Raw genomic sequence first — 22,520 nt, 5'->3', positions numbered from 1 at the left:
AGGCTCACCGCATGAGCCTCGTGCGGCACGTCGGACGGATCACGCTCGGCGTGTTCATGGTGACGGCCGGCACGTTGCACCTCACCACCCAGCGTCAGGAGTTCCAGGCGCAGGTGCCGGCGTGGTTCCCGCTCGACGCGGACCTGACCGTGCTCGCCTCGGGCGTGGCGGAGATCGGTCTGGGCGCCGCCTTCGTGGCGCTGCCCGCGCGACGCCGGACCGTGGGTGCGCTGCTGGCGGCGTTCTTCGTCGCGATCTTCCCCGGCAACATCGCTCAGTACGTCGAAGGCACCGATGCCTTCGGCCTCGACACCGACCGCGCCCGGTTGATCCGGTTGTTCTTCCAGCCGGTGCTGGTGCTCTGGGCACTGTGGGCCGGCGGGCTGTGGCCCCGGGAGCGAGATCAAGCCCGCTGAGCTCGGGCGCTGGCGTAGAGGCACACCGCCGCGGCGGTGGCCAGGTTGAGGCTCTCGGCGGCGCCCAGGATCGGGATGCGGACCCGGTGGTCGGCCAGCTCGGCCAGCTCGGGGGCAGCCCCCACGCCTCGTTGCCGAAGAGCCAGGCCGTGGGCCGCGCGAGCAACGAGTCGGCGTCGAACAGGTCGACCTCTCCCCCGCCGTCGGCGGCCAGCACGGTCAGCCCGCGCTCCCGCAACCCGGCCACCGCGGCGGCCGGGTCGGGCTCGAGGGCCAGCGGCAGGTGGAAGAGCGACCCGGCGCTGGCGCGCACCGTCTTGGGGTTGTAGGCGTCCACGGAGTGGCCCGTCAGCACCACGGCGTCGGCGCCGGCCGCGTCGGCACAGCGGACCACCGTGCCCGCGTTGCCGGGGTCGCGTACGTCGGCGCACACGGCGACCAGCCGGGCGTCGGAGCCGAGGAGATGGGCCAGCGGGCGGTCGACCTGGCGACACACCGCCACCAGCCCCTGCGGGCTCACGGCATCGGCCAGGGAGGCCAGCGCGTCGTCGGCGACCGGGGTCCAGCGGGGAGCCCGCGCTCGCAGGTCGGCGTACTCCTGGGTGGCGGCGACGGTCGCGAAGACCTCGACCACACAGCCCTCGACGCCGAGCGCCTCGGTCACGGCGTTGCGGCCCTCGGCGAGGAACAACCGCAGGTCGGACCGGGACGCACGACGGGCGAGCTTCCGGGCCTGCTTGACCCGGTCGTTGCCCTTCGAGAGGGGGACCGGGTCGGGCCGGGAGCTCGCCACGTCGTGGGGTGCCTCGGTGAGGGTCAGGACGCCGCGGGGGCGTTGACGTCCTCGGGCAGGGCCGCCCGGGCGGTCTCGACCAGCGCCGCGAAGGCGGCCTCGTCGTTGACGGCCAGGTCGGCGAGGATCTTGCGGTCGACCTCGACGCCGGCCAGGTTGAGCCCCTGGATGAACCGGTTGTAGGTCATCCCGTGGGCCCGGGCGGCGGCGTTGATCCGCTGGATCCAGAGCCGGCGGAAGTTGCCCTTGTTCTTGCGCCGGTCGTTGTAGCTGTAGACCAGCGAGTGGGTGACCTGCTCCTTGGCCTTGCGGTAGAGGCGCGAGCGCTGGCCGCGGTAGCCGCTGGCCCGCTCGAGGGTGGTCCGACGCTTCTTCTGGGCGTTCACTGCCCGCTTGACGCGTGCCATGGTGTTACTCCTTGATCAGTTCTCGGGCAGGCTCAGAGGCCCAGCAGCTTCTTGGCGCGCTTGACGTCGGCCTTGGCGACCTCGGTGGTGCCGGACATCCGGCGGGTCACCTTGGAGGGCTTCTTCTCCAGGTTGTGGCGCAGACCGGCCTTCTGGCGGCGGATCTTGCCCGACCCGGTCACCCGGAACCGCTTGCTGGCACCGGAGTGGGTCTTGTTCTTCGGCATGGTGGATCTCTTCCTGTTCTCGGTCCGCGAGCCCGGTGGGCCTGGGATCAGACGTCGATGTCGGCGTCGAGGTTCTCGGAGCGACGCCGCTCCTTCTTGGCGGCGACCGGACCCGCCGCGTGGGCAGCGTCGCGCTCGGCGCGCTCGTCGGCCTCGGCGGCTGCCCGCTCGGCGGCCTTCTCGGCCTTCTCGGCCTGCATCTCCGCCTTGGCCTCTGCCTTCTTGCGGTGGGGCCCGAGCACCATGATCATGTTGCGTCCGTCCTGCTTCGGCGCGGACTCCACGAAGCCCAGCTCCTGGACGTCCTCGGCGAGCCGCTGGAGCAGCCGGAAGCCCAGCTCGGGCCGGTGCTGCTCACGACCGCGGAACATGATCGTGATCTTCACCTTGTCGCCGGCCCGGAGGAACCGGACGACGTGGCCCTTCTTGGTCTCGTAGTCGTGCTGGTCGATCTTGGGACGAAGCTTCATCTCCTTGATGATCACGTTCGTCTGGTTGCGGCGTGCCTCGCGGGCCTTCTGGGCGTTCTCGTACTTGAACTTCCCGTAGTCCATGAGCTTGCACACCGGCGGGCGTGCCGTCGGCGCCACCTCGACGAGGTCGAGGTCCGCCTCCTGGGCGAGCTTGAGCGCTTCGTACGTCGGCACGATGCCCACGGTCTCGCCGTTGGGTCCCACGAGCCGGACCTCGGGAACCCGGATCCGGTCGTTGATTCGCAGCTCGGTGCTGATGTGTCCTCCTGGTCGGTACGTCTCCCGGAGGTCCTCGTCTGGGCCCGCACGGGCCGGAGTACGACGAAGGCCTCCGCTTGTCCTCAAGCGGAGGCCAGTCACCTCGCGCGCTCGCAAGCACGCGCCGCCGGTGCGAGCTGGTGCGGCGTGGCCGCCCGGAACGCCCCGGGACCGGACCCGACGACCTGTGCCTGCCCGGGGGCCGGCGGCGGTCGGTGCGGGTGGGAGACGGATCTCCGCTTGAGGGATCTGCCACGCAGGACCCACCAGGGGGACCCGCGTGACGGATCGGTCAACGCACGATGCTACCGGAACATTCCGCCGCGCGACCAATCCGGCGGTCCCTCTCCGCGGACCCGTCCGGTTCGGGCCATATGGGAAGGTGGAGGAGTGGGACTCGCATACGTCAACCCGGCCACCTGGGCGCTCGCGCTGTCGCTGGCGATCCTGGCCGGCGTGTGGACGTTCTTCGCGGTCCGTCAGGGGCGGCACGCGGCCGCCGTCCGCGGCGCCGGGCTGGTGCTGCTGCCGTTCGGGCTGCTGCTGACGGGCACCCTGACGCTGGTGCTGCGGATCCTCGACGCGGTGTCGCTGTGGGCGACCCGGCTGGTGTTCAGCCCGTCGGTCTGGCTCGGTGCCGCCCTGGTGGTGGTGGCGCTGGCGCTGATCTTCGGCGGCCGCTCGCTGGAGCGCCGGCGCGGCGGCAAGGACGTCGGCCGCGGCGGCGACGCCCCCGACCGTGAGCTGACCGCGCCGAAGCGGGGCCGGGCCGCCGCCCCGGCGACGACGGGTGACCCCGAGCTCGACGAGATCGAGGCGATCCTGCGCCGCCGCGGGATCAGCTAGCCGGCCAGGCACCGATGGCACACGAGTTCGTCGAGCGCAACCGGTTGTGGGCCCGGCTCGGCGCGGCGGTGCGCGACACCTCCGTGCCGCTGACCCCGCCGATCTGCGTGGTCGACCTCGACGCCTTCGACGCCAACGCCGCCGACCTGGTCCGCCGGGCGGCCGGCAAGCCGGTGCGGGTGGCGTCGAAGTCCCTCCGGGTGCCGGCCCTGGTCCGCCGGGCACTGGCGACGCCCGGGTTCGCCGGCGTGCTGGCCTACTCCCTCGCCGAGGCGCTGTGGCTGCACGAGGAGGGCGTGACCGAGGACCTGCTGGTGGCCTATCCCAGCGTCGACCGGACGGCGCTGCGAGCGCTGGTCACCTCCCCGTCGGCGGCCGCCGCCATCACGGTGATGGTCGACTCCCTCGCCCAGCTCGACGTGGTCGACTCGGTGCGACACTCCAAGGCCGTGCCGGTGCGGGTGGCGCTCGACATCGACGCCGGGCTGCGGCTGGGCGGGCAGCACGTCGGCCCCAAGCGGTCACCGCTCTACGACCCCGGCGACGTGGTGGCGCTGGCCCGCGAGGTGCTTCGCCGACCCGGCTTCAGGCTGGTCGGCGTGATGACCTACGAGGGGCAGGTCGCGGGCGTCCCCGACGAGGTCCCCCACCAGCGCGCCCGCAGCGCCGTCGTACGCCGGATGAAGCGGGCCTCGCTCGCCCAGCTGGGCGTCCGGCGCCGCGAGATCGCCGACGCGCTGCACACCGCGCTGCGTGACGCCGTCACGCTGGAGCTCTGGAACGCGGGCGGCTCGGGCTCGGTGGCCGAGGCCGCTGCCGACCCCGTGGTGACCGAGGTGAGCGCCGGCTCGGGGCTGCTCGGACCGGCGTTGTTCGACCACTACCAGTCGTTCCAGCCGCAGCCGGCAGCCTTCTTCGCCGTCCCGGTGACCCGCCGGCCCTCCCCCGAGATCGCGACCGTCCACGGGGGTGGGCTGGTCGCCTCCGGCGCGGCCGGCGCCGACCGACTGCCGGTCCCATGGGCACCACCGGGGCTGCACCTCACCTCGCTCGAGGGCGCCGGCGAGGTGCAGACCCCGCTCACCGGGCACCCGGCCGCGCTGCTGCGGGTCGGTGACCTGGTGTGGTTCCGGCACGCCAAGTCCGGAGAGCTGTTCGAGCACGCCAACCAGGTCCACCTGCTGCGCGGGTCGGCCTTCGAGGAGTCGGTGGCGACCTATCGCGGCCTGGGCCATGTCTTCTGACCCGTCTGACAGCTCGGGCCAGCGTCCCTCGGACAGCGGCAGCCACCTCGAGCGCGCGGCCGCGCTGGTGCTCGACCACGCGCTCACCCACGACCCGACGCTCGGCGACGCGCGACTGGTCTGCGTCGATGGGCCGGCCGGGTCGGGCAAGACCACGCTGGCAGACCGGCTGCTCGCCGCGGCCCGGCGTCGGGTGCCCTCGACGGCGCTGGTCCACATGGACGACCTCTACGAGGGCTGGGACGGTCTCGGGCCGGAGCTGGTGGCGCGGGTCAAGGACACCATCCTGCTCCCGCTCGCCGCCGGAGAGACGGGCCACCACCGCCGCTGGGACTGGTACGCCGGCCGATGGGCCGAGGAGCTGATCGTCGACCCGGCGGCGCTGGTGGTCATGGAGGGCGTCGGGTCGGCCGCGCTCGCCTACGACGACCTGGTCACCACCCGGGTCTGGATCGACGCGCCCCGCGACCTGCGGCTGCAGCGGGGGCTCGACCGCGGCGACTACGGCGATCCCGCCCATTGGCTGCGCTGGCTCGACGCCGAGGCGGCATGGCTGGCCGCGGAGCGGACCCGTGAGCGGGCCGATGTCCTCGTCGACGGCACCGGCGCCTGTCCGCCCCGACTCGCCGGCTGAGGTCAGGCGTCGAGCACGAACGCGTCTCCGCGGGTGACCGGCACCACCGAGCCGTCGGCCCGGATGCCGTCGATCTGCACCTCCGGGCTGCCGATCACGATGTCCACGTGGGTGTTGGACTGGTTGAGGCCAGCGTCGATGCGCTCCTGCGGCGTCTGCCCGTCCGCGCCCTCGAAGGCGAAGGCGAAGCCCGCGCCCCAGGCGATGTGGGAGCCGGCGTTCTCGTCGAAGAGCATGTCCTTGTAGACCAGGCCGGTCTCTCGCACCTTGGAGTCGCGGTCGACGATCGCGATCTCGCCGAGGTGGCGAGAGCGCGGGATGAGCTCGAACTGCTGCTGCACCTCCGCCTCGCCCCGGTCGGCGCGGGCACCGGTGATGGTGCCGTCGCGCAGCTCGAGCTCGAGCCCCTCGACCATCGCCCCCATCGTCGCCAGGAAGAACGGCGCGGCGGTACGGACCGTGCCGTCGGCCCGCCGCCAGTCCGGCGACAGGAACACCTCCTCGGTCGGCATGTTGGGCACGAAGGCCACGCCGTCGGAGGACTCGCTCTCCGCGCTCTGCCACCGGGACTGCGGGGCCAGGCCGATGGTCACGTCGGTGCCGGGCCCCTGGTAGCGCACCCGGTCGAACGCGTGGCCGTTGAGCGCGTCGGCGCGCCCCTTCAGCTTGGCGATGTGGGCGCGCCAGGCTGCGACCGGGTCGTCCTCGTCGAGCCGCATCGCGGTGGCGACGGCGTCCCAGAGCTCGGCGACCGAGGCCACCCCCACGCTCGCGGCCCAGCCGGGGGTGGGGGCACCGACGATGGTCCAGGCCAGGTGGGAGGTGCTGATCAGCGGGAACAGCTCACCGATCCGGTCGGTGGGCGCCGACTTCGCCAGCCGCGCCGGGTCCAGGCCGTCCATCAGCCCGGGATGCGGGTTGCCGGTGAGCCGGATCAGCGCCGGCTTCGACTCGCGCCAGGAGCGCACCTCGTCCAGGTCGAACGGCGAGCTCACCCCCAGCGTCTCCTCGGGTGCGTGGAGGACCGCGGCCCGCTGCAGGTGCGGGTCGTCGTACTTGATCGCGACCGACCGTGCGCCGACCCGATAGGCCTCCTCGGCGAGCGCCCGCGCCACCGCCGCCTGCTCGGGCAGGCACTGGATGACGACCGGCTGTCCCGGCTGGACGTTCACCCCGAGCCTGATGACGAGGGTGGCGTACTTCTCCAGGAGGTGGTCGAACGGCTCGCTCATGCGGCCTTCCTACACCATCCAGCTGGTCTCGAAGTCGGGATCGGTGAGGCCGGGTCGGTCGAATCCCCAGGCGCCGATGTCGGAGCTCGTCTGTCCGGTCGCCGCGAGCTCGGCCAGGATCCGACCGAAGGTCGGTGCGAACTTGAAGCCGTGCGCGGCGCCCAGCCCGACCCAGACGTTCGGGTGACCCGGTACGGCGTCGATGAGGAAGTCGCGGTCGGGGGTCAGGGTGTACTGACACCGCAGCGAGCGCACCGGCGACCCGGACCCCGGGAGCATCGACCCCACGTGCGCAGCCAGGAGGTCCTGCATGCCCAGGTCGGGGTCGAACCCGCGGGTCTCCGGGTCGACCGGCGGGCCGCCGCAGTCCTGGGCCGCCTTGATCGTCGCCTCGCCATAGCTCGGGAAGCCGTAGAAGCACGGCTCGTCCATCCAGATCCACAGCGGCAGCCGACCGGGGGCGAACGCCGTGGGGTCAGGGGGCGCGAAGTAGGTCACCTGCTCGAGCGTCACGGTCAGCGGCAGCGAGACGCCGAGCCCGCCCAGCACGTCGTTGGTCCACGCGTCCGCACAGACGACCACGCTGCGGCAGAGGTACGTCGTGTCCCCGGCGACCACCTCGACCCCGTCCGCACCGCGGTCGCGCACCCGGCTCACCGGGCTCTCGTCGCGGAGCTCGGCCCCGTGCGCGACTGCTCTTCGCTGCATCGCCGCGGTGCCGCGGCCGGCCGGCACGATCGCCCCGCGTGACTGGTAGAGCCCGACGGTGCCCTCGGGCACGGACAGCTGGGGCCAGCGCTCGCCGAGCGCCCGCACGTCGAGCAGCTCGAAGTCGACGCCCTCCGCCGCGAGGCTGCCGGTGTAGTCGTCGAGCGCGATCACCCCACCGGGCGGGAAGAGGTCGAGCCCGCCCACCTCGGTCACGAACGACTCCCCCGCGTCGCGCTCCAGGGCCGCCCAGTCGGCGTAGGCCTCATGGGTGAGCCGGACGTAGGCGGGCGTGTGATAGCTGTGCCGCAGGATCCGGCTGGTGTCGTGGCTGGCGCCGCGGTCGTGCCCCAGGGCGAAGCGCTCCAGACCGACGACCTGGTGCCCCGCCTTCGCCAGGTGATAGGCCGTGGCCGAGCCGAGCGCGCCGAGCCCGATGACGGCGTAGTCCACCCGCTCGGCCATCAGCCGTCCTGCCGGGCCGCCACCAGGTGGCAGGCGACCTGGTGGCCGACGGTCTCCGCCGGCAGCACCGGCAGTGGACTCCCGGCGCACGCGGCCGCGACCCCCGCCGCCTCCGCCGACCCGTCGGCGAGTGCGGGACACCGCGGGTGGAAACGGCAGCCGCCGGGGATGCGGGTCGGGTCGGGGATCTCGCCGGTCAGCACCACCGGCTCGAGCTGCTCGATCTCGGGGACCACCGACAGCAGAGCCTGGGTGTAGGGATGCTGCGGGGCGGCCAGCACGTCCTCGGTGCGGCCGGACTCGACCACCCGGCCGAGGTACATCACCGCGATCCGGTCGGCGATGTTCCACGCCAGACCCAGGTCGTGCGTGACGACGAGGACGCCGAGCCCCATCTCCTCGCGCAGCTTGAGCAGCAGGGCGAGGATCTCCCCGCGGATCGAGGCGTCCAGGCTGGACACCGGCTCGTCGGCGATCAGCAGCTCGGGCTGGAGGGCCAACGCACCGGCGATCAGCACGCGCTGTCGTTGGCCACCCGAGAGCTCGTGCGGGTAGCGCAGGAACAGCGACTCTGGCGGCCGCAGGCCCGCCGAGGCGAGCGCCCGAGCAACCAGCTCGGCCTCGCTGCGCCCCTCGGGGTCGCGGTCGACGAGCCGGTGCAGCCGCAGCCCCTCGGCGACGGAGTCATAGACGGTGTGCCGCGGGTTGAGGGACGAGGAGGCGTCCTGGAGCACCATCTGCACCCGGCGGCGCAGCTCCTTGAGGCCGCGGGCGGAGTAGTCCAGCCCGGCACCGTCCCAGCGGACCTCGCCGGCGGCCGGCCGCTCCAGCCCGATCAGGGTGCGTGCCAGGGTGGTCTTGCCGGAGCCCGACTCCCCGACCAGCGCCAGGATCTCGCCGGGCCGGACGCTGACGTCGACATCGTCGAGGGCGCGCGCGACCGCCCCCGACCGGGTGGTGAACTCCACCGCGAGACCGTTGGCCTCCAGGGTCGGGCGCTGCTCCGTTGCGGGCGTGCCCGTCGGCGTGGCCGCGGTCATGGCTCCCCCACCCGCCAGCACGCGACGGACCGGCCGTCGCCGTGGTCCGCCAAGACGGGAACCTCCAGGGAGCACGCGTCGACCGCGCGGGGGCAGCGCGGCGCGAACGCGCAGCCGGGGGGCAGCGCCGCCGGGTCGGGCGGGTCACCGGGCAGGCCCGCCGGCGCGAACCGGGCCGCCGGGTCCCCGACCTTGGGGAAGGCCGCGGAGAGCGCCCCGCTGTAGGGGTGCAACGGTTGCTCGAAGACCCGGTCGGCCGGGCCGGACTCGACCACCCGGCCGGCGTACATCACGACGATGCGGTCGCACAGGTCGGCCAGCACCGACAGGTCGTGGCTGATGATCAGCATCCCGACCCCCAGGTCGTGCACCAGGCCCGACAGCAGGTCGAGCACCTGGGCCTGGACCATCACGTCCAGCGCGGTGGTCGGCTCGTCGGCGACGATCAGCGACGGGTTGCAGGCCAGGGCCATCGCGATCATGATCCGCTGCTTCTGCCCGCCGGACAGCTGGTGCGGGTAGGCCTGGGCCCGCTGGCGCGGCAGCCCCACCTGCTCCAGCAGGTCACCGACGCGGCGCCGTACGTCGTCGTCGGACACCTCGGGCTCGTGGGTCGTGATCGCCTCGCCGATCTGGCGGCCGATCCGGTGCACCGGGTTGAGGGAGTGCAGCGCGCCCTGGAACACGATCGAGGCCTCGCCCCAGCGCAGCGTTCGCAGGTCGCCCCAGCGCATGGTGAGCACGTCGGCGCCGTCGACCAGCACCTCGCCGCTGACCTGGGCGGAGGTGGGCTGCAGCCGGAGGATGGTGCTGGCCAGCGTCGACTTGCCGCAGCCGGACTCGCCGGCCAGGCCGACGATCTCGCCGCGGGCGACGTCGAGGTCGACCGTGCGGACGGCGGGGACGTCGCGGTCGTGGGCACGGTAGGTCAGCGAGACGCCGCGCATGCTGAGCAGCGGGGCGGGTGAGGTCGTGGCCGGCGTCGTCATCGGCGGGCCTTCAGCCGGGGGTTGACGACGTCCTCGAGCGCCTGACCGATCAGCGTGAAGCTGAGCACGACCAGGATCACGCAGATGCCCGGAGGCATGAAGAACCACCAGGAGCCGGTGGTGATGGCGCCGACGCTGTAGGCCTGGTCGAGCATGGTGCCCCACGAGACCCGGGTCGGGTCCCCGAGGCCGAGGAAGCTCAGGGTGGTCTCGGTGAGGATCGCGATGGCCACCGTCAGGGTGGTGTTGGCGAACACCATCGGCATCACGTTGGGAAGGATGTGCCGTCCGATCTGGTGGCTGCGCCCGGCGCCCAGCACCCGGGCCCGCTCGAGGTAGGGCCGCTCCTTGATCGACAGCGTCTGGCTGCGGATCAGCAGGGCCGTCGCCGGCCACGAGGTGATCCCGATGACCAGGATGATGTTGAACAGCGAGCGCCCCAGCACAGTGGCCAACACGATGGCGAGCGGGAGGAACGGGATCACCAGGAACCACTCGGTCACGCGGAACAGCAGCGCCCCGCCCCAGCCCTCGAAGTAGCCCGACATCAGCCCGACGAGCGTCCCGATCACCATCGAGATGACGGTGGCGGTGAGCCCGACGAGCAGCGAGATCCGGGCACCCCAGATGAGCAGGGACAGCACCGGGCGGCCGCTGTCGTCGGTGCCGAGCCAGTACGTCGACGACGGGTGCTCGAGCACGCCGCCCGGCGCCCGCGTCACCGAGATGTCGGTGCTGCTGGCCAGCAGCGGGGCCGCCAGGGCGACCACGACGAACACGACCAGGATGCCGAGGCCGACCAGGCCGGCGCGGTGCTGGCGGAACTCGGCCCAGCCGCGACGAAGCGTCTCCCGGCGCCGCCGCCAGGCGAGCTGGCGGGCGGAGACCGCGGCTCGGGGCGTCGTGCTGGCCGCGCTCATACCCGCACCCGCGGGTCGAGGAGGCCGTAGAGCAGGTTGGCCACCAGGTTGGCGAGGATGACGCCGGCCGACGCGACCAGGAAGGTGCCTTGGAGCAGCCAGAGGTCGGGGCCTCGGAGGCCTTCGACGGCGAGCAGCCCGAGACCCGGGATCGAGAACACCGTCTCCACGGTGATCGCACCGGCGACCACGAAGCCGAGGTTGAGCGCGATCAGCGTCGTGGTGGGGAGCAGCGCGTTGCGGGCGGCGTGCCGGTTGCGCACCTGCAGGTCGCGCAGTCCCTTGGCCCGCGCGGTGGTGAGGTAGTCCTCGCCGAGCTCGTCGAGCAGCGAGGACCGCATGATGAGGGAGTAGTCGGCGAGATAGGCCAGGGTCAGCGTGATCACCGGCAGGGTGAGGTGCCAGACCGTGTCGAGCACGGTGGGGTTGGCGGCGTCGGTATGCAGGCCGCCGGTCGGGAACCATCCCAGGAAGGGCCCCACGCCCGAGGCGAGCAGTGCGATCAGCACCATGCCGAGCCACCACTCCGGCATCGAGTAGAGCACCAGGGACGTCCAGGTGGTCGACTTGTCGAAGAAGCTGCCGCGCTTCCATGCCTGGTTCATGCCCAGCCAGACGCCCAGCAGCGTGGCCAGCACCGTCGAGGTCCCGACCAGCAGCAGGGTCGGCCACATCCGGTCCAGGATCAGCTGCGAGACCGGCGCCCGCGTGCTGATCGCGAGCCCCATGTCACCGTGCAGCAGGTTGCCGAGGTAGGTGACGAACTGCTGCGGCAGCGGCTGGTCCAGCCCGTAGGTCTTGTTGAACTCCGCGATCGCCTCCGGCGTGTTCAGCCGGCCCCGGCCGAGCGTGCGGGCCGGGTCACCCGGCAGCACCCGGAACAGGAAGAAGTTGAGCACCACCACGAAGGCGAGGCTGGCCGCCGAGCCAGCCACCTTGCCCAGGACGTAGCGCCCGTAGCTGCGACGCCCCCCGGACCGACGCGCCTCCGCCTCGGGGACGGCGGCGTCGGCCGTCGCGAGCGTGGTCACTCTCGGTCACCAGCGGTGGAACGACGACGGGCCATCACGAAGCCGATCGCGGCCAGCGCCGCCACCGCTGCGATGCCACCGCCCACGAGGACGCCGGTGCCCGGCCCGCTGCTGCTCTCCGTGGCGTCGGAGGCCTGGGTGACCCCGGCCTCCCCCTCGCACTGGTCGGCCTCGGCGGCCGGGCGCATGTGGAGGTAGTTGTAGACGCCGTACTGGAAGATGTAGATGCCCCCCGGGTCCGGCTGCGGGCGCATGCACGCGAACCGGTCGGTGCGGAAGGCCTCGCCGACGGTGTTGTAGGCGGTCACCAGGTAGGGCGAGTCGTCGAACACGATCTGCTGCATCTGCTTGACCTCCTCGACCCGCGCGGCGTCGTCGGTCTCACTGTGCTGCTGGTCGTAGAGGGCGTCGTACTCCTTGTTGCAGTACCACGAGTCCGACCAGTTCCCGAGCTGGCCGCAGGTCATGTAGGACAGCATCGAGTCGGGGTCGGGCTCGACGTACCAGCCCCACTCGAAGATGTCGAAGTCTCCGGAGAGGATCACGTCGGTGAGCTTGCCCTCCTCGATCGAGCTCACCTTGGAGTCGATGCCCAGCTCGCCGAGCCACTCGGAGAAGAACGTCAGCACCTTCAGCGAGGTCTCGGAGTCGGCGCGGGCCATCAGCCGCAGCGTCCCGATCGGCTTCCCGTCGGGGGTGGTGCGCTTGCCGTCGCTGCCCATCGTGTAGCCGGCCTCGTCGAGCAGCTGGCCGGCCTTGTCGAGGTCGAAGGTGAACGCCTGGTCGCCCTCGGGGGTCCACTTCCAGTTGGCGTACGCCGGCGGCACGATCGTGTCGCCCGGCTTGCCGGCGCCGTAGTAGGCCTTCTCGATGATCTCGTCGAGGTTGACGGCGTAGCCCAGGGCGTGCCGGAACTTCGGGTCCTTGAGCACCGCGTTGCCGTCACCGATCGGCTTGCCGGTCCCGGTGTCGATCGCGCCGGTGTTGAAGGCGATCTCGTCGAAGCCGGGTGAGTCGCCGTTGATCGCCTCGATGTTGGGTTCGTTCTGCAGGGCCTGGACCTGCAGCGCGTTGAGGTTCTCCGCGAAGTCGATCTCGCCCTTCTTCAGCGCCGCGATCATCGGGTCCTTGGCCTTGTAGACCTTGAACACGATCTCGTCGATGTGCGGCGCGCCCTTCCAGTAGTCGGGGTTGGCCTCGAAGCGGTACTCCGAGCCGCCAGCGGTGCCGGACACCATCCGGAACGGGCCGGAGCCGACGACCGCGGGGCTGCCCCCGGGCTCGTTGGCGAACGTCTTGACGGCCTTCTCGTCGATGTCCTTCCAGATGTGCTCGGGCACGATCGGCATCGGCAGCAGCGGCAGCACCGCGTTGGGCTGCTTCAGCTCCAGCACCACGGTGGTCGGGTCGGTGGCGGTGATCGTCTTGGTGCCCTTGAGATAGGAGCCCCAGGTGGCCGCCTCGGGACCGCCGTCCAGGATCCGGTTGAGGGTGAAGGCCACGTCGTCGGCCGTCAGCGGCTCACCGTCGGACCAGGTGACGTCGTCGCGGATCGTGAAGGTCCAGGTGAGCCCGTCGTCGGAGGTCTCCCACTTGGTGGCGAGTCCCGGCTCGGGCTGCATGTCGGACATCGAGTAGCCGATCAGGTAGTCGTACTCCAGCGCCCACATCTCGAACGACGGGGCCTCGATGCCCAGGAACGGGTTGAACGAGTCGACCTCGTTGTCGAGGCCGACGGTGAAGACGACCTTGTCCTCGGCGGCGCCCGCCGGCTGGCCGAGGGCCACCGCGGGGGCGAGCGCGGCCAGCAGGAGCCCCGCTGCCGCGGCCATCCGCACGCGAGTACGTTGACGCCCGTGACCCATGCCGCGCCCCCGACCCCCGCTGCCGCCGCGCAGCCGCCGCAGGCCCCCCAGGAGCCCTTCACGCACACCGAGCACGGCGTGCCGCGACCGGACCCCTTCCACTGGATGCGAGAGGCCGGCGACCCCCGAGTCCTGGCCCACCTGCGCGCCGAGCGCGCCTTCTTCGACTGGTCCTGCGCTCATCTTGACTCCCTGGTCTCGGCCCTGAAGGCCGAGATGCACTCGCGGCTGGCTCCGACCGAGATCTCTCCGACATGGCGTCGTACGCGCTTTTCCTACTACACGTTTCATCCGGCGGGAAGTCAGTACACGCAACTGTTACGAGAAATCCGTATGTCGGACGGCGTTCCGGCAACCGATCCTGAGGCGCATCTCGGGTCAGACGACGGAAATCGTTCGGTCGTGCTCGACCACAACCTGCTTGCGGAGGGCTCGGACTACCTCGACGTGGGCGTCTCCTCGGTGAGCCCCGACGAGGACTGGCTGGCCTACTCCGTCGACCTCTCCGGCGAGGAGGTCTTCGAGCTGCGCTTCCGCGACCTGCGCACCGGGGCCGACCTCGACGAGGTGGTGCCGCGGACCTACTACAGCGGCGCCTGGAGCGCCGACTCGGCGTGGTTCTTCTACACCGTGCACGACGAGGCCTACCGGCCGTTCCAGGTCTGGCGGCACCGGCTCGGGACGCCGGTGGCCGAGGACGTGCTCGTGCACGAGGAGCCGGACGAGCGCTTCGAGCTGCAGGTCCGGGCCACGCGCAGCGGCGACCTGGTGGTGCTCTGGTCGGCCAGCAACACCACCGCGGAGTGCTGGACCGTCGACGCCCATGACCTCGACCGCGGTCCGTGGTCGGTGGGCGGTCGCCGGGCCGGCGTGAAGTACCACGCCGAGCACCGGCGCGGCTACGGCGGTCCCGGCGACCTGCTGGTGGTGACCGACGACGACGCGGTCGAGCTCCGGCTGATGACCGCGCCGGTGCCCGACGGCGCGGACCAGGACCACACCAGCTGGCGGGAGGCGCGGCCGGAGGACCCGGCCGACCGGCTCGAGCGGGTCGACGCCTTCGACCGCGGCGTCGTGCTCAGCCTGCGCTCCGGCGGCGACCACGTGCTCCGGATGCTGCCCCACGACGACCTCGCCGGCCCCGGCCACGACGTCCGCTCGCGGTTCCCGGGCGGGGAGGCCTACCTGTTCACCACCCCGCTGTACGACGCCCCGGCGGTCGGCGTGGTCGACGAGGCCTACACCGAGCCGGCCGTCTGGTCGGAGGTGTCCTGGGCCACCGGCGAGACGGTCGACGTGCACCGGCAGGAGGCGCCGGGCCACGACCCCTCGGCGTACGTCACAGAGCGGCGGAGCTTCCCGTCGGCGGACGGCACGCTGGTCCCCGCGACGATCGTCCGGCACCACGACACCCCACTCGACGGGACGGCCGCCGCGCTGGTCTACGGCTACGGCTCCTACGAGGCCGTGTTCGAGCCCGAGTGGGACCCGGCGCTCCCGAGCTTCCTGGACCGCGGCGCCGTCTTCTGCTTCGCGCACCTGCGTGGCGGCGGCGAGATGGGCCGGGCGTGGTACCTCGACGGCAAGCTCGCCCACAAGCAGCACACCTTCGACGACCAGATCGCCGTCGCCGACGGGCTTGCCCGCGACGGCCTGGTCGACCCCGACCGGATCGCCAGCCGCGGCCTGTCGGCCGGCGGGCTGCTGCAGGGCGCGGTGTTCTCCCAGCGTCCCGACCGGTGGCGAGCGGTGGTGGCCGAGGTGCCGTTCGTCGACGTGGTCACCACGATGTTCGACGAGACGACGCCGCTGACGATCACGGAGTGGGAGGAGTGGGGCGACCCGCGGGTCCGCGAGCAGTTCGACTGGATGCTGGCCTACTCCCCCTACGAGAACCTCCCGCCCGCCGGCTCCCGTCCCGACCTGCTGGTCACCGGCGCCGTCCACGACCCGCGGGTGATGGTGCGCGAGCCGGCCAAGTGGGTGGCCGCGCTGCGCGCCAGCGACCCGCAGTGGTCGTCGCGCTGCCTGTTCCGCTGCGAGACGGGGGCCGGCGCCCACGTCGGCCCCTCCGGACGGTTCGGCCACCTCGACTACGAGGCCGACGTCTATGCCTGGCTGATCGACCGGCTGGGGCTGCCCCACACGGTGGCGCGATGAGCCCCGGCACCGACCTGCACGAGGAGGTGCTCCGGGTCGCCCGCGACCTGATCCGGATCGACACCACCAACGGCAACGAGACCGAGGCCGCGGCCTACCTCCGCGACTACCTGGCCGCGGCCGGCGTCGAGGCCGAGGTGGTCGCCCGCGACCCCGCCCGCGGCAACCTGGTGGCCCGGCTGCCGGGCACCGGCGAGGCCCCGTCGCTGGCGTTCGTGGGCCATCTCGACGTGGTCCCCGCGGACCCGCAGGACTGGACGCACCCGCCGTTCGAGGCCGTGGTCGAGGACGGCTGGCTGTTCGGGCGCGGGGCCGTCGACATGAAGGACGAGGTGGCCGCGCGCTGCGTGGCGTTCGCCGAGCTGGCGCGCTCCGGCTTCCGCCCACGCGGCGATCTCTGGCTGGTGATGGTGGCCGACGAGGAGGACGGCGCCGCCGACGTCGGCATGCGCTGGCTGCTCGAGCACCGTCCCGACCTCCGCCCCGACCTCGCGGTCAACGAGGGCGGCGGCCAACGGCTGGAGCTGGCCGACGGCCGGGTGCTGCTGATGCTGTCGGTCGGCGAGAAGGGCACCCAGCCGGTGCGCCTCACCGCGCTCGGCGAGGCCGGGCACGCCTCGATGCCCACGCTGGGCGACAACGCGGTGGTGAGGCTGGGCGAGCTGCTTCGGCGGATCGGTCCCGGGCTGGCGACACCGGGGCGCTCCCCCCTGCTCGACGCGACCCACGAGGTGCTGTTGGAGGAGCCCGCGACCTCGGTCGAGGACGGGCTGCGCCGCGCGACCCCGCTGCACCCGACCTTCGCCGACGGGCTGCCGCCGCTGGCGGGCACCACCATGGCGCCGACCCTGCTCGCGGGCTCGACGGCGCGCAACGTGATGCCGGCCCGGGCCTCGGTCGAGCTGGACTGCCGGATCCTGCCGGGGGTCGAGGCCGACGACGTGCTGGCGGCGGTGCGCACGCGGCTCGGCGACGACCTGACCGAGGGCGTCGACTACGAGCTGTCGCTGCCCGAGCCGCTGGTGCCCGGGAGCGCCTCGGCTCCGGACGGCGCGCTGCCGGCGGCCATCGCCGCGTGGCTGGCCGAGACCGACCCCGGCACCGGTGTGCTGCCGGTGCTCTGCACGGGCTACACCGACTCGTCCTTCCTGCGGGCGGCCGGTGACACGGCGGCGTACGGCTTCAGCCCGTTCCGCGCCACCCCCACCGAGGTGCTCGACGAGGGCGTCCACAACGCCGACGAGCGGATCCACGTCGACGACCTGCTGCTGTCGGTGGAGTTCCACCTCGACCTGGCGCGTCGGCTGCTCGGCTGAGTCCCCTGTCGGCGGCCGGCCCTAGAGTGCGCCCATGGCGTACGACGAGGAGCTGGCCGACCGGGTGCGGGGACATCTGGAGGGCCTGCCCGACCTGCGCGAGCAGCGGATGTTCGGCGGGCTGGCGTTCCTGGTCGGCGGCCACATGGCCGTCGCCGCCAGCGGCCAGGGCGGTCTGCTGCTGCGCTGCGACCCGGCCGACACCGATCGGCACACGGCCGAGCCGGGCGTGGACCGGTTCGTGATGCGCCACCGCGAGATGAACGGCTGGCTGGCCGTGGCGGCGTCCGCGGTCGCCACCGAGCCCGACCTCGAGCGCTGGGTCGGCGTCGGCCTCGCCTACGCCGCATCGCTCCCCCCGAAGTAGCCCTCAGCCCGTCAGGAAGCTGAACCGCACCTCGCGGACGGCGTTGTCGACGTTGAGGTCGACCAGGCACAGGCTCTGCCAGGTGCCGAGCGCCAGCCGGCCGCCGAGCACGGGCACGGTGGCGTAGGGCGGCACCAGCGCCGGCAGCACGTGGGAGCGTCCGTGGCCGGGGCTCCCGTGCCGGTGCCGCCAGCGATCGTCGGCCGGCAGCAGGTCGCGCAGCGCCGCGAGCAGGTCGTCGTCGCTGCCGGCGCCGGTCTCCAGGACGGCCAGCCCGGCCGTCGCGTGCGGCACGAACACGTGCAGCAGCCCGTCGCCGCGTCCCGCGGCGAACTCGGCCGCCTGTCGGGTGAGGTCGAGCACGACCTCGCGGTCGCCGGTGCGCACGGTCAGCGTCTGGGTGTCCACGCGTCCATCGTGCCAACCTCCGCGTCGGTCTCCAGGCGCAGGTCAGGCACCAGCTGTCGCAGCCTGGCCAGCGCCTCGCGGGCCTGCGACTTCACGGTGCCGACCGCGATGCCGAGGATCTCGGCGGTCTCGCGCTCGGTGAGGTCGTCGTAGTAGCGCAGCACGATCACCGCCCGCTGTCGCGGCGCCAGCGCGGCCAGCGCGCGCTCCAGCGCCAGCGCGCGGCCGACGTCGGGGTCGGCACTCCCCCGGTCGGGTGCCTGGTCGGTCAGCACCTCACGGCCGCGGTGCTTGCGCCATCGCGAGATCGAGTGGTTGACCATGATCCGGCGCAGGTAGCCGTCGGGGTTGGACTCGATCCGCTTCCAGGCGGGGACCGCCTTCACGAGCGCGGTCTGGACGAGGTCCTCCGCGTCGTGCCGGTTCGACGTCAGCAGGTACGCCGTCCGCAGCAGCGCGGCGTAGCGCGCCGCGACGTACTCGTCGAAGGACTCAGGCGCGGCCACGGCGCCACCTCCCCGCGACGACGACCAGCAGCAGGAGCAGCGCGACACCGCCGGTGACCAGGAGCTGGCGGGTGGAGGTGCTCATCGGCCACGCGGGCTCCACGGCCGTCACCACCGGCGCCGACCACGCATCGGCGGCCACCACCAGCCCCGCGCCGGTCTGCGTGCCGGGCAGCGTCGTCAACGGCTCGTCGGCGCCCGAGCCGATGTCGACGCCGACCACCGCGCCGTCCGCTTGGCGGAGGACGACCTCGTCGTCGCCACGCCAGCCGAGGACGTCGTAGGCAGTGGCCCCCGGGACCCGCTGGGTCGCGGTCCGGGGCTGCCCCTCGGCGACGTCGGCGACGAGCACCGAGTGGGCCGCGCCGTCCAGCTCCTTGCTCTGCGGGGCCCAGACACCGGCCAGGCGCGCGCCACCGGGGGCCGGCACCGGGGTCGTCTGGAAGCCTGCGTCGATCCGGGTCGTCAGCTGCGGACCGTCCGCCCCGACCACGGTGTAGCGCTTGCCGCTGGTGATCACCAACGCGTCGGCGCCGGCGGCGCCCATCCCGGTGAGGTCGACCGTCTGCCGCAGGTCGGTCTCCTCGGTCCAGCTGCCGGCTCGCGCGTCCCAGGTGAGCTGGCCCACGGTGCGCGAGCCCCATGAGTCCAGTCCCACGCCGCCGGTGTCGAAGGCGCCGTAGCCCATCCGGAGCACCGGGCCGGTCCAGGCTGCGCCCTCGGCCGCGACCCCGTGCTCGGTGGTCAGCGCGATCCGGGAGACCGCGCCGGTGACGGTGTCGTAGACGGCGGCCCCGCCGCTGGGCTGCGCGCTCCCGTCGAGCAGCAGCGGCTCGCCGGTGGTGCTCCCGGTCGTCCAGTAGGCGACGTAGCGCCCGTCGGGGCTCAGCGCCAGCTGCTGGGACTGGTCGGACCAACCGTGGTCACCGACGTACCCGGGCAGGTCGAGGAACCGGTAGGAGCCGTCGAGGCCGACGCCGACGACACCCGGCGCGACCGACGTCCACAGGCTGTCCCAGCCGGCTCGCTCGGCGCCCAGGAGCGCGACGTAGGGGCCGCCCGGTCCCAGGTCGTCGGTGCCCTGGAGCCACGGGCTGGGAGTGAAGATCCGGTCCGGCAGCCGCATCTCGGCCGGCGCCGGTTCGGCCGGTTGTGGGCTGGTGTCGACCCGGGCCCACAGGGCGGCGCCGCCGATCCCGGTCGCGAGCGCGACGGCCAGCCCCGCGACCGCTCCGGCCACGACCCGGCGGGCCTGACGTCGACGTCCGCGCCGCCACAGGTCGGCGGCCGGCGGGCCGGTCGGCGCCCGCCGGGCCAGCTCGTCCAGCCGCTCGTGCAGGTCGGTGCTCATGTCCTCGGTCCCCCTCGTGGCGACATTCTCACCCGGTCTGACGCAGAAGCCGCGCAGACGGAGGGGTCGACCTGCCGGGACGCGCCGCGGCCGCCGAGGCGTGCTCGGCGGCCGCGGGTGCGGTGTCAGGTCGTCGCGGGCCGTCCGGGGAGGATGCCCCGCGAGGAACGAGTCACCGCAGCACGGGGTACTTCTCGACCAGGCCCGTCCTGGCCCAGGCCTTGCCGGCACCCCAGGTGTCGCCGGCCAGCGTCAGCGCGAGCACCAGGACGCTGATCGCGCCGAGGATGTGCTCGTCGAGCACCGGGTTGTTCTCCGGGGGCAGCGCGACGGTCCACATCATCAGGTACATCACGAACCCCGCGATGCCCGCGACGCGCATGCCGATCCCGAACGTCAGCGCGAGCCCGATGCCGAGCAGGCCCAGCATGAACAGCCAGTTGACCCAGGCGTCGCCGGCCAGGCCGTTGTAGAAGCTCTTGAAGGGGCCCTTGGCTCCGAACTTCAGGAAGCCGAGGGTCGGGTTGCCGCCGTGGATCCAGGCGGCGTCACCGAAGCGGTCCACGGTCTCGGCGCCGGTGGCCTCGTCGACGGTCCGGCCGGTGCCGAACCCGAGGGCGAGCAGCTTGTCGAAGAAGGCCCACAAGAAGGTGAGCCCGAAGGCGATGCGCAGTGCGGCCAGTGCTTGGCGGGCCCACGCGTGGGTGACCACCTCGTCCTGGGTGACCACGTGGTGCGACTCGGTCGGAGTGGCGGTGTGGGTGTTCATGTCTTCCTCCAGGATGTCTGCCGGGATCGCCGGCTGGTTGACGCTTCCACGGTCCCGCCTGGCGGGACGGACCCGCCACCGTTTGACTCCTGGGTCACACGTGACGTCTGAGACAGCCGTCCCGCGCCGTTTGTGAATGGCTTCACGATGTCCGGACAGGCCTCGGCCCGCCCGTCGGGGTCAGCCCACCAGGGAGCGCACCAGCAGCACCAGCGCCGAGGCGGCGCACACCGCCAGGATCGCCGGGCGTACGACGGCTACCGGCAGCCGCGACCGGAGCGGCACCGCCACCCCGAAACCGACCAGCAGCGCCGGCGAGAGGAGCAGCGCCAGCCCGAGCCAGCGAAGGTGCAGCTGACCGCCGAGCCCGAGCCCGACCAGCGACATCGCGGCCCCGACCACGAAGTAGACCGCGAGCGTCGGACGCACCACCCGGGGTGGATGGTGCTGATAGAGCAGCGCCAGCGGCGGCCCCCCGATCGAGGTGGCCGTGCCGCTGACCCCCGACACCAGACCGGCCACCGGCAGCGTGGCCCGGTTGACGGGCAGGGCGACGGTCCGTGCGGTCAGCGCCACCGTCGCCAGCACCATCAGGGCGACCGCGATCCCGATCTCCCGCGGCGAGAGGGCCGCGACGGCCAGCACCCCGAGCACAGTGCCGACGATCCGGGCCGGCAGCGCCCACCACAGGCCGTCCCAGTCGACGCCCTCCCGCTCGTGCAGCAACGTGCCGCCCGCCATCGCCAGCGCCAGCCAGAGCAGCAGCTCGGGCACCGCGTGCGGCGCCACCAGCGCCGTCACCGGGGCCGCCCCCAGGCCGAGTCCCAGCCCGATGGTCCCCTGGACCGCCGCCCCGAGCGCCAGCGCCGCCGCGAGCGTCACCACGACGCCCAGCGACAGGCCGAGCACTCCGGTCAGCCGCGGAGCAGGTTGCGCAGCACGAACTGCATGATGCCGCCGTTGCGGTAGTAGCTCGCCTCACCGGGGGTGTCGATCCGCACCACGGCGTCGAACTCCACGTCGCCGGCGGTGACCTTGACCGTGCGCGGCGTGGTTCCGTCGTTGAGCGCGGTCACGCCGGAGATCGAGAACGTCTCCTCGCCGGTGAGCCCGAGGGACTCCGCGGTCTGGCCCTCGGGGAACTGCAGCGGCAGCACGCCCATGCCGATCAGGTTGGACCGGTGGATCCGCTCGTAGGACTCCGCGATCACGGCCTTCACCCCGAGCAGCGCCGTGCCCTTGGCCGCCCAGTCGCGCGAGGAGCCCGAGCCGTACTCCTTGCCGGCCAGCACCACCAGCGGGGTGCCGGCGGCGACGTAGGCCACCGAGGCGTCGTAGACCGAGGTGACCGGCGCGTCGGGCCGGGTGAAGTCGCGGGTGAACCCGCCCTCGGTGCCCGGCGCCAGCTGGTTGCGCAGCCGGATGTTGGCGAAGGTGCCGCGGATCATCACCTCGTGGTTGCCGCGCCGCGAGCCGTAGGAGTTGAAGTCGCGCTGCTCCACGCCGTGCTCGACCAGGTAGCGGCCAGCCGGGGAGTCCTTCTTGATGGCTCCGGCCGGGCTGATGTGGTCGGTGGTCACGGAGTCGCCCAGCTTGAGCAGCACCCGGGCACCCGCGATGTCGGTGACCGGCTCGGGGCTCTCGGGCATCCCGTCGAAGTACGGCGCCTTGCGGACGTAGGTCGAGCCGTCGTCCCAGGCGAAGGTGTCGCCCTCCGGGGTCGGCAGCGAGCGCCAGCGCTCGTCGCCGGCGAACACGTCGGCGTAGTCGCTGGCGAACATCTCCGCCGTGATCGCCTCGCCGATCACCCGCTCCACGTCGGCCGGCGAGGGCCAGATGTCGCTCAGGAAGACGTCGTGGCCGTCGGAGTCCTGGCCCAGCGGGTCGTGGAAGAGGTCGACGTCCATCGACCCGGCCAGCGCGTAGGCGACGACGAGCGGCGGCGACGCCAGGTAGTTCATCTTCACGTCGGGGTTGATGCGGCCCTCGAAGTTGCGGTTGCCCGACAGCACCGAGACGACGGAGAGGTCGCTCTCCTGCACGGCAGCCGACACCTCGGGGATGAGCGGGCCGGAGTTGCCGATGCAGGTGGTGC

Annotated in this window: 23 protein-coding genes and 1 pseudogene; 7 read left to right on the top strand and 17 right to left on the bottom strand. The window is 72.7% G+C overall.

Going from position 1 to position 22,520, the window contains the following annotated elements; translation table 11 throughout:
• Nucleotides 1-11 precede the first annotated feature (11 nt).
• Nucleotides 12-416, top strand: a complete 405-nt coding sequence (locus tag R2740_RS07210) for a hypothetical protein (RefSeq protein ID WP_371302017.1) — start codon at nucleotides 12-14, stop codon at nucleotides 414-416.
• Here R2740_RS07210 and R2740_RS07205 read toward each other — a convergent pair.
• The 4 genes and pseudogenes from R2740_RS07205 to infC form a co-directional block, all read right to left on the bottom strand.
• Nucleotides 404-1,209 (bottom strand): annotated as a pseudogene (locus R2740_RS07205) (TrmH family RNA methyltransferase). The gene R2740_RS07210 and the pseudogene R2740_RS07205 sit on opposite strands and share 13 nt — an antisense overlap.
• Before the next feature lie 23 nt (nucleotides 1,210-1,232).
• Nucleotides 1,233-1,616 (bottom strand): 50S ribosomal protein L20, encoded by a 384-nt coding sequence (rplT, locus tag R2740_RS07200; RefSeq protein ID WP_371302016.1) that lies wholly within the window; start codon nucleotides 1,614-1,616, stop codon nucleotides 1,233-1,235.
• 32 nt (nucleotides 1,617-1,648) lie between these two features.
• Nucleotides 1,649-1,843 (bottom strand): 50S ribosomal protein L35, encoded by a 195-nt coding sequence (gene rpmI / locus R2740_RS07195; RefSeq protein ID WP_371302015.1) that lies wholly within the window; start codon nucleotides 1,841-1,843, stop codon nucleotides 1,649-1,651.
• 47 nt (nucleotides 1,844-1,890) lie between these two features.
• The gene (infC, locus tag R2740_RS07190) at nucleotides 1,891-2,574 is read right to left on the bottom strand and encodes a translation initiation factor IF-3 (protein ID WP_371302313.1); all 684 of its coding nucleotides are present in this window, start codon (nucleotides 2,572-2,574) and stop codon (nucleotides 1,891-1,893) included.
• Nucleotides 2,575-2,964: 390 nt separating this feature from the next.
• Between infC and R2740_RS07185 the strand changes: the two genes are divergently transcribed.
• Genes R2740_RS07185 through R2740_RS07175 form a run of 3 tightly spaced genes read left to right on the top strand, consistent with a single transcriptional unit; the run spans nucleotide 2,965 to nucleotide 5,298 of the window.
• The gene (locus R2740_RS07185; protein ID WP_371302014.1) at nucleotides 2,965-3,420 is read left to right on the top strand and encodes a hypothetical protein; all 456 of its coding nucleotides are present in this window, start codon (nucleotides 2,965-2,967) and stop codon (nucleotides 3,418-3,420) included.
• 14 nt (nucleotides 3,421-3,434) lie between these two features.
• Nucleotides 3,435-4,664 (top strand): amino acid deaminase/aldolase, encoded by a 1,230-nt coding sequence (locus R2740_RS07180; protein WP_371302013.1) that lies wholly within the window; start codon nucleotides 3,435-3,437, stop codon nucleotides 4,662-4,664.
• Nucleotides 4,654-5,298 carry a uridine kinase gene (locus tag R2740_RS07175; RefSeq protein WP_371302012.1) on the top strand — a complete coding sequence of 215 codons (645 nt, stop codon included), beginning with the start codon at nucleotides 4,654-4,656 and terminating at the stop codon, nucleotides 5,296-5,298. Before R2740_RS07180 ends, R2740_RS07175 begins: the two co-directional genes overlap by 11 nt.
• A gap of 2 nt (nucleotides 5,299-5,300) precedes the next feature.
• On the opposite strand, the gene R2740_RS07170 is transcribed toward R2740_RS07175, so the two are convergent.
• From R2740_RS07170 to R2740_RS07140, 7 genes are read right to left on the bottom strand one after another with little or no spacing between them, the layout of a single operon-like run.
• Complete coding sequence (locus tag R2740_RS07170; protein WP_371302011.1) at nucleotides 5,301-6,530, bottom strand: aminopeptidase; 1,230 nt, start codon at nucleotides 6,528-6,530, stop codon at nucleotides 5,301-5,303.
• A gap of 9 nt (nucleotides 6,531-6,539) precedes the next feature.
• The gene (gene solA, locus R2740_RS07165; RefSeq protein WP_371302010.1) at nucleotides 6,540-7,703 is read right to left on the bottom strand and encodes an N-methyl-L-tryptophan oxidase; all 1,164 of its coding nucleotides are present in this window, start codon (nucleotides 7,701-7,703) and stop codon (nucleotides 6,540-6,542) included.
• The gene (locus tag R2740_RS07160; RefSeq protein ID WP_371302009.1) at nucleotides 7,703-8,743 is read right to left on the bottom strand and encodes an ABC transporter ATP-binding protein; all 1,041 of its coding nucleotides are present in this window, start codon (nucleotides 8,741-8,743) and stop codon (nucleotides 7,703-7,705) included. Before R2740_RS07160 ends, solA begins: the two co-directional genes overlap by 1 nt.
• Nucleotides 8,740-9,732: an ABC transporter ATP-binding protein gene (locus tag R2740_RS07155; protein WP_371302008.1), complete on the bottom strand. Its 993-nt coding sequence runs from the start codon at nucleotides 9,730-9,732 to the stop codon at nucleotides 8,740-8,742. The genes R2740_RS07160 and R2740_RS07155 overlap by 4 nt, the downstream gene beginning before the upstream one ends.
• The gene (locus R2740_RS07150; RefSeq protein WP_371302007.1) at nucleotides 9,729-10,652 is read right to left on the bottom strand and encodes an ABC transporter permease; all 924 of its coding nucleotides are present in this window, start codon (nucleotides 10,650-10,652) and stop codon (nucleotides 9,729-9,731) included. The genes R2740_RS07155 and R2740_RS07150 overlap by 4 nt, the downstream gene beginning before the upstream one ends.
• A complete protein-coding gene (locus R2740_RS07145; RefSeq protein ID WP_371302006.1) occupies nucleotides 10,649-11,683 on the bottom strand; it encodes an ABC transporter permease in 1,035 nt (344 codons plus the stop codon). The genes R2740_RS07150 and R2740_RS07145 overlap by 4 nt, the downstream gene beginning before the upstream one ends.
• Nucleotides 11,680-13,515: an ABC transporter substrate-binding protein gene (locus tag R2740_RS07140; protein WP_371302005.1), complete on the bottom strand. Its 1,836-nt coding sequence runs from the start codon at nucleotides 13,513-13,515 to the stop codon at nucleotides 11,680-11,682. Before R2740_RS07140 ends, R2740_RS07145 begins: the two co-directional genes overlap by 4 nt.
• Nucleotides 13,516-13,539: 24 nt before the next feature.
• Between R2740_RS07140 and R2740_RS07135 the strand changes: the two genes are divergently transcribed.
• From R2740_RS07135 to R2740_RS07125, 3 genes are read left to right on the top strand one after another with little or no spacing between them, the layout of a single operon-like run.
• Nucleotides 13,540-15,708, top strand: coding sequence for a prolyl oligopeptidase family serine peptidase (locus tag R2740_RS07135; protein WP_371302004.1), 2,169 nt, complete (start codon nucleotides 13,540-13,542; stop codon nucleotides 15,706-15,708).
• Complete coding sequence (locus R2740_RS07130; RefSeq protein ID WP_371302003.1) at nucleotides 15,705-17,024, top strand: M20/M25/M40 family metallo-hydrolase; 1,320 nt, start codon at nucleotides 15,705-15,707, stop codon at nucleotides 17,022-17,024. Before R2740_RS07135 ends, R2740_RS07130 begins: the two co-directional genes overlap by 4 nt.
• A gap of 34 nt (nucleotides 17,025-17,058) precedes the next feature.
• Nucleotides 17,059-17,391, top strand: a complete 333-nt coding sequence (locus R2740_RS07125; RefSeq protein ID WP_371302002.1) for a TfoX/Sxy family protein — start codon at nucleotides 17,059-17,061, stop codon at nucleotides 17,389-17,391.
• Between the two features lie 3 nt (nucleotides 17,392-17,394).
• Here R2740_RS07125 and R2740_RS07120 read toward each other — a convergent pair whose 3' ends face one another.
• From R2740_RS07120 to R2740_RS07095, 6 genes are all read right to left on the bottom strand, one after another.
• Nucleotides 17,395-17,799: a YjbQ family protein gene (locus R2740_RS07120; protein ID WP_371302001.1), complete on the bottom strand. Its 405-nt coding sequence runs from the start codon at nucleotides 17,797-17,799 to the stop codon at nucleotides 17,395-17,397.
• The gene (locus R2740_RS07115) at nucleotides 17,781-18,305 is read right to left on the bottom strand and encodes a SigE family RNA polymerase sigma factor (RefSeq protein ID WP_371302000.1); all 525 of its coding nucleotides are present in this window, start codon (nucleotides 18,303-18,305) and stop codon (nucleotides 17,781-17,783) included. Before R2740_RS07115 ends, R2740_RS07120 begins: the two co-directional genes overlap by 19 nt.
• Nucleotides 18,292-19,656 carry a hypothetical protein gene (locus R2740_RS07110; RefSeq protein WP_371301999.1) on the bottom strand — a complete coding sequence of 455 codons (1,365 nt, stop codon included), beginning with the start codon at nucleotides 19,654-19,656 and terminating at the stop codon, nucleotides 18,292-18,294. The genes R2740_RS07115 and R2740_RS07110 overlap by 14 nt, the downstream gene beginning before the upstream one ends.
• Nucleotides 19,657-19,828: 172 nt before the next feature.
• The gene (locus R2740_RS07105; RefSeq protein ID WP_371301998.1) at nucleotides 19,829-20,425 is read right to left on the bottom strand and encodes a hypothetical protein; all 597 of its coding nucleotides are present in this window, start codon (nucleotides 20,423-20,425) and stop codon (nucleotides 19,829-19,831) included.
• Between the two features lie 180 nt (nucleotides 20,426-20,605).
• A complete protein-coding gene (locus tag R2740_RS07100; protein WP_371301997.1) occupies nucleotides 20,606-21,334 on the bottom strand; it encodes a TSUP family transporter in 729 nt (242 codons plus the stop codon).
• A 5-nt stretch (nucleotides 21,335-21,339) separates the two neighbouring features.
• A partial coding sequence (locus tag R2740_RS07095) for an aconitase family protein (RefSeq protein WP_371301996.1) occupies nucleotides 21,340-22,520 on the bottom strand: 1,181 nt, incomplete at its 5' end.

This window comes from Nocardioides sp., from assembly GCF_041393715.1.
GTDB lineage: Bacteria > Actinomycetota > Actinomycetes > Propionibacteriales > Nocardioidaceae > Nocardioides.
The sequence above is the reverse complement of the archived record's forward strand: the minus strand, read 5'-3'. Positions and strand labels throughout refer to the sequence as shown.